The following is a 4,661-nucleotide window of genomic DNA, read 5'->3' as shown; positions in this document are numbered from 1 at the left end:
CGACGGCACCACCATGACGACCCGCGGCACGCCGGCGACCCGCGCCGGCACCGCATTCATCAGTACCGAGGACGGATAGGCCGCGGTGCCGCCGGGCACGTAAAGGCCGACCGCATCGACCGCGCTCCAGCGCCAGCCGAGCTCGACGCCGGCGGCATCGGTGAAACGCTCGTCCTTCGGCAGCTGGCGGCGGTGAAAGGTCTCGATCCGGTCGCGCGCGAATGTCAGCGCGTCGACGGTCTTGGCGTCACAGGCCGCAACCGCGGCGTCGATCTCGGCGGCGGTGACGCGCAGGCCGGCGGCGTCGATGTCGAGGCGGTCGAACTTTTTGGTCGCCTCGAGCAGCGCCGCATCGCCGCGGGCCGCCACGTCATCGACAATGGCGCGGGTGGCGCGCTCGACGTCGGCCGATACTTCGCGCTTGGCCGCCAGGAACTCGCGGAAGCGTTGCTCGAAATCGGCGCTCTGTCGGTCCAGGCGAACGGGCATGGCGGCTTTCTGAAGAGGATTCTGGGTCCCTGCTCAATGGCGCGGCGGATAATGGCCGTCAACCCTTGGCAGGCACGCAATCTCCCCGTCGTCCCGGCCCCCCGTGCGCAATTGCCCACTAGGCCGGGACGACAGCATATTTACCCCGGCCCCACCCCGAGATCGTCGGGCCCGAGATCGGTCAATTCGCACTCCAGGCACTCGACATCGAGCCGCAGCGCCGCCCCCTGGCCGAACATCAGCAACGCGCTGCCGCCCGGCGGGTCGGAGGCGTGGAATTCGATCCCGAGCAGTTCCAGGGTGGCCTCCGGCGCCTCCAGGTCGATATTGCGCGACTTGCATGCCAGCACCCGGTCGAACCTGAGCGCGGCGATCAGCCGGCGCGAAGACGTGGCGCCGGCCAGGGTCTGCTCCCAGTCCAGCCGGTTCAGGCCGACCACGAGACGCTTCTCATCCTGGCGCCAGACGATGTCGGCGGGCTGGACGTGGGCGTCCTGCACATGGGCGGAGATCACCGCGAGGTCATCGGCATCGAGGGCGATCAGTTTCAGGGGAGCAGGCGGCGACATGACGATACTTATAGCGCCTTGGCGTCCCGGAGATACCACGTGACCTGAGGAAATCCGCCGGAGGAACCTGGCTTGCCGGTTCCGTCAGAGGCTGTTGATGTCCTCGCTCTCCAGCACCGGCCTCGGGTAGCCATCGCGGGCCACCTTGAGCATGGCGCGGCCGAGCTGTTCCGACGTCGTCATGTAGCTCGGGGCAACGCGCACCAGGAACGACAGCAGCGGCGAGGTCGCGACATAGATCGCCTGCACCCAGCCGGTCTTCGAGCGCACCCCATGCAGCGGCTGGATACCGGCGGGCCGGAACATGTAGGCGGCCTTGAACGGCAGCTTGAGCAGGTCGTTCTCGGTCTTGCCCTTCACCCGCGCCCACATCCGCGGGCCCTGCTCGGTGGAATCGGTGCTGCGTCCCGTGACATAGGTGAACACCGTGCCGGGATTGAGCCGCGCCAGCGTCGTCGCCGCCGCCAGCGTGATGTCGTAGGTCGGATGCCGGTAGCGCGCCTCGTCCATGCCGATCGAGGAGACGCCGAGGCAGAAGAAGCAGGCGTCATAGCCGGCCAGCTGCGGCTCGATCGCGCCGTAGTCGACGAAATTGTCGCAGGTCAGCTCGACGAGCTTTGGATCGCGCTGCCCGGTCGGGCTGCGCCCGACCGCCAGCACGCGCTCGACGCCGGGATCGAGCAGGCACTCGCGCAGCACGCCCTGCCCGACCATGCCGGTCGCGCCGAACAGGGATGACTTTCATAATGCGTCCTCCTCCCCGGCCTCACCGGATGCGCTCACGCGCAGCCGCCGGTCAGCCCCTGATGAACGCCAGCAGATCCTTGTTGATGGTCTCGGCTTCGGTGGTCGGCATACCGTGCGGAAAACCCTTGTAGGTCTTCAGCGTGCCGTTCTTCAAAAGCTTGGCCGAGAGCGGGGCGGAATCTGCATAGGGCACGATCTGGTCGTCGTCGCCATGCATCACCAGCACCGGCACGGTGATCTTCTTCAAATCCTCGGTGAAGTCGGTCTGCGAGAACGCGACGATGCCGTCGTAATGCGCTTTCGCGCCGCCCATCATGCCCTGCCGCCACCAGTTCTGGATCACGGCTTCCGACGGCTTTGCGCCGGGCCGGTTGTAGCCGTAGAACGGCCCGGCCGGGAGATCGCGGTAGAACTGCGAGCGGTTGGCCGCGAGCTGCGCCTGCAGACCGTCGAACACCGACTTGGGCAGGCCGCCGGGGTTGGCCGCGGTCTGCACCATCAGGGGCGGCACCGCGCTGAGGATCGCGGCCTTTGCGACCCGGCTCTCGCCGTGGCGGGCGATGTAATGCACCACCTCGCCACCGCCGGTGGAATGGCCGACATGGACGGCATTCTTCAGATCGAGATGCGCGGTGACGGAAGCGAGGTCGTCGGCGTAGTGGTCCATGTCATGGCCGTCGGCGACCTGGGCGGAACGGCCGTGGCCGCGACGGTCGTGGGCGATCACGCGAAAGCCCTGACCCACGAAGAACAACATCTGGGCGTCCCAATCGTCCGACGACAGCGGCCAGCCATGGCTGAACACGATCGGCTGGCCCGAACCCCAATCCTTGTAGAAGATCTCGACGCCGTCTTTGGTGGTGATGGTGGGCATTTGATTGCTCCTCCTGTTGCGTTACGTCATTCCGGTGCGACGCGCAGCGTCGAACCGCAGGTGCGCAATTGCGCACCGGGGAATCTCGATCGATTGACTCTGGATTCCGGGTTCACGCTGACGCGTGCCCCGGAATCACGCGGCATGAACGGGCGTATCAGATCAGGCGAACGTGACCGGCCTGAACCGGCGCCACGCGCCGATGATCACCACGGCGAAGAACACCAGCACGATGCCCTGCACCACCGCAAATACCGGCCCGGACGGCGGGTTCGGCGGCACGGCCGGCGCCAGCGCCTGCAGCGCAGGCACCTTGAGGAAGCTCTGGATGACGAGCACGAAGACGTTGAGATAGAGCGAGACCATCGCTGTCACGATATAGATCGGACGCCAGGCGCCCTTGAGCTGCATCGCATACAGTGCGATGCAGGCGATCGCGAGCAGCACCAGCGAGAGGCCGCCGATGATGTGCGACGGCAGCAGCTTCTCGGTCACCAGAGGCGGAATCACGAAGCCGGTGGCGTTGGTCAGGATCGTAAGGATGAGGAAGATCGCGGTCAGTCCGGGCATCGCGCGCGAACCGAGCAGGCCGAACATCACGATCACGCCGGCGACGATGGCGATCAGGCTGATAATGACGTGCACAAGCACCAACGTCGTCATGTAGCGCACTCCCCGTTGAGAACCCGCACCACGTTACGATGCGTCCTTGAAAATTGCTACATGGTTCGATGGCAGGACGGCCGACATCTCATGAGAATTTACCGACGCCGGCACTTGCCGAAAAATTTCGCACCGATGTCACACGGCGTGGCCGGTGCGCCTCGTGAGACATTGAATCAATAATAGCGAGGGATCGGCCCGTTATGCGGTGTCTTGCGCTTCGACAGGTCGAACAGCACCTCGTCGACGTAGCACCAGCCCCAGCCTTCCGGCGGATCGTAGCCCTCGATCACGGGATGGCCGGTGGCGTGGAAATGCGCCGTCGCATGCCGGTTCGGCGAGTCGTCGCAGCAGCCGACATGGCCGCAGGTCCGGCAGATCCGCAAATGCAGCCAGCGGCTGCCGCTCTTCAGGCACTCCTCGCAGCCAAGCGCACTCGGCGTGACATCCTGGATGCCGGCGATATGGGTGCAGCCTTTTGTCATTTTGATCTCTCGTTCGGATGCGGTTGCTTCGAATTCAGCTCGTTCGCCTGCCTGATCCGTCATCCTGAGGCGCTCGCGCAGCGAGCCTCGAAGGATGAATCGGCCACCAGCGGGGCCGTGCATCCTTCGAGGCTCGCCCAGCGGCGCAAGTCCGCCGCAAGGCTCGCACCTCAGGATGACGGGATAGCTCGTGCTCGCCGCATCGATCACCCATTGCCGCGGCTACAGCGACGGGCTCCCGTCATCGGCGAGATACCCGTGCAGGGCCGCAACGACCTGCGCGCCCTCGCCGATCGCGCCGCCGACGCGCTTGACCGATCCGGAGCGGACGTCGCCGACCGCGAACACGCCGGGCACCGTGGTCTCGAGCAGCGGCACGGCCGGCGCGCCGTCGCCGTTCTGCACGCCGGTCATCACGAAGCCGCCGCGATCGACCTGCACGCCGCAGCCCTCGAGCCAGCCGGTCGCCGGATCGGCGCCGACGAACAGGAAGAGATTGCGGATATCCATGGTGAACTCGTCGGGCGCGAGCCGGCTGCGCCAGCGCACGCGCTCCAGCGTCTCCGCGCCCTCCAGCCCGGTCACCTCGGTGTTGAACATCAACTCGATGTTCGGCGTCGCCTCGATGCGCTCGATCAAATAGCGCGACATGCTGGCCCCGAGCCCGCCGCCGCGGATCATCATGTTGACCCTGCGCGCATGCGCCGACAGGAACACCGCCGCCTGGCCTGCGGAATTGCCGCCGCCGACCAGCACGACGTCCTGCTGGGCGCACAGCCGCGCCTCGATCGGCGAGGCCCAGTACCAGACGCCGCGGCCCTCATAATTCTCGAG

At 66.3% G+C, this 4,661-nt stretch carries 7 protein-coding genes; all 7 read right to left on the bottom strand.

All coding sequences use genetic code 11. The features are described from left to right. A partial coding sequence (locus H8B02_RS45410) for a histidinol dehydrogenase (protein ID WP_229172236.1) occupies nucleotides 1-489 on the bottom strand: 489 nt, incomplete at its 3' end. Between the two features lie 140 nt (nucleotides 490-629). Further along, a complete protein-coding gene (locus H8B02_RS45405) occupies nucleotides 630-1,058 on the bottom strand; it encodes a DUF2948 family protein (RefSeq protein WP_229172235.1) in 429 nt (142 codons plus the stop codon). A gap of 84 nt (nucleotides 1,059-1,142) precedes the next feature. Then, nucleotides 1,143-1,772, bottom strand: a complete 630-nt coding sequence (locus tag H8B02_RS45400; protein ID WP_229172234.1) for a Rossmann-fold NAD(P)-binding domain-containing protein — start codon at nucleotides 1,770-1,772, stop codon at nucleotides 1,143-1,145. A gap of 82 nt (nucleotides 1,773-1,854) precedes the next feature. Then, the gene (locus H8B02_RS45395; RefSeq protein ID WP_229172233.1) at nucleotides 1,855-2,679 is read right to left on the bottom strand and encodes an alpha/beta fold hydrolase; all 825 of its coding nucleotides are present in this window, start codon (nucleotides 2,677-2,679) and stop codon (nucleotides 1,855-1,857) included. Between the two features lie 162 nt (nucleotides 2,680-2,841). Then, the gene (locus H8B02_RS45390; RefSeq protein ID WP_229172232.1) at nucleotides 2,842-3,342 is read right to left on the bottom strand and encodes a hypothetical protein; all 501 of its coding nucleotides are present in this window, start codon (nucleotides 3,340-3,342) and stop codon (nucleotides 2,842-2,844) included. 176 nt (nucleotides 3,343-3,518) lie between these two features. Continuing rightward, nucleotides 3,519-3,827, bottom strand: coding sequence for a UBP-type zinc finger domain-containing protein (locus H8B02_RS45385; protein ID WP_057018148.1), 309 nt, complete (start codon nucleotides 3,825-3,827; stop codon nucleotides 3,519-3,521). A 222-nt stretch (nucleotides 3,828-4,049) separates the two neighbouring features. Next, nucleotides 4,050-4,661 (bottom strand): NAD(P)/FAD-dependent oxidoreductase (locus H8B02_RS45380; RefSeq protein ID WP_229172231.1); only part of this gene is annotated, 612 nt, incomplete at its 5' end.

The organism is Bradyrhizobium altum, assembly GCF_020889705.1.
Lineage (GTDB): Bacteria > Pseudomonadota > Alphaproteobacteria > Rhizobiales > Xanthobacteraceae > Bradyrhizobium > Bradyrhizobium altum.
The sequence above is the reverse complement of the archived record's forward strand: the minus strand, read 5'-3'. Positions and strand labels throughout refer to the sequence as shown.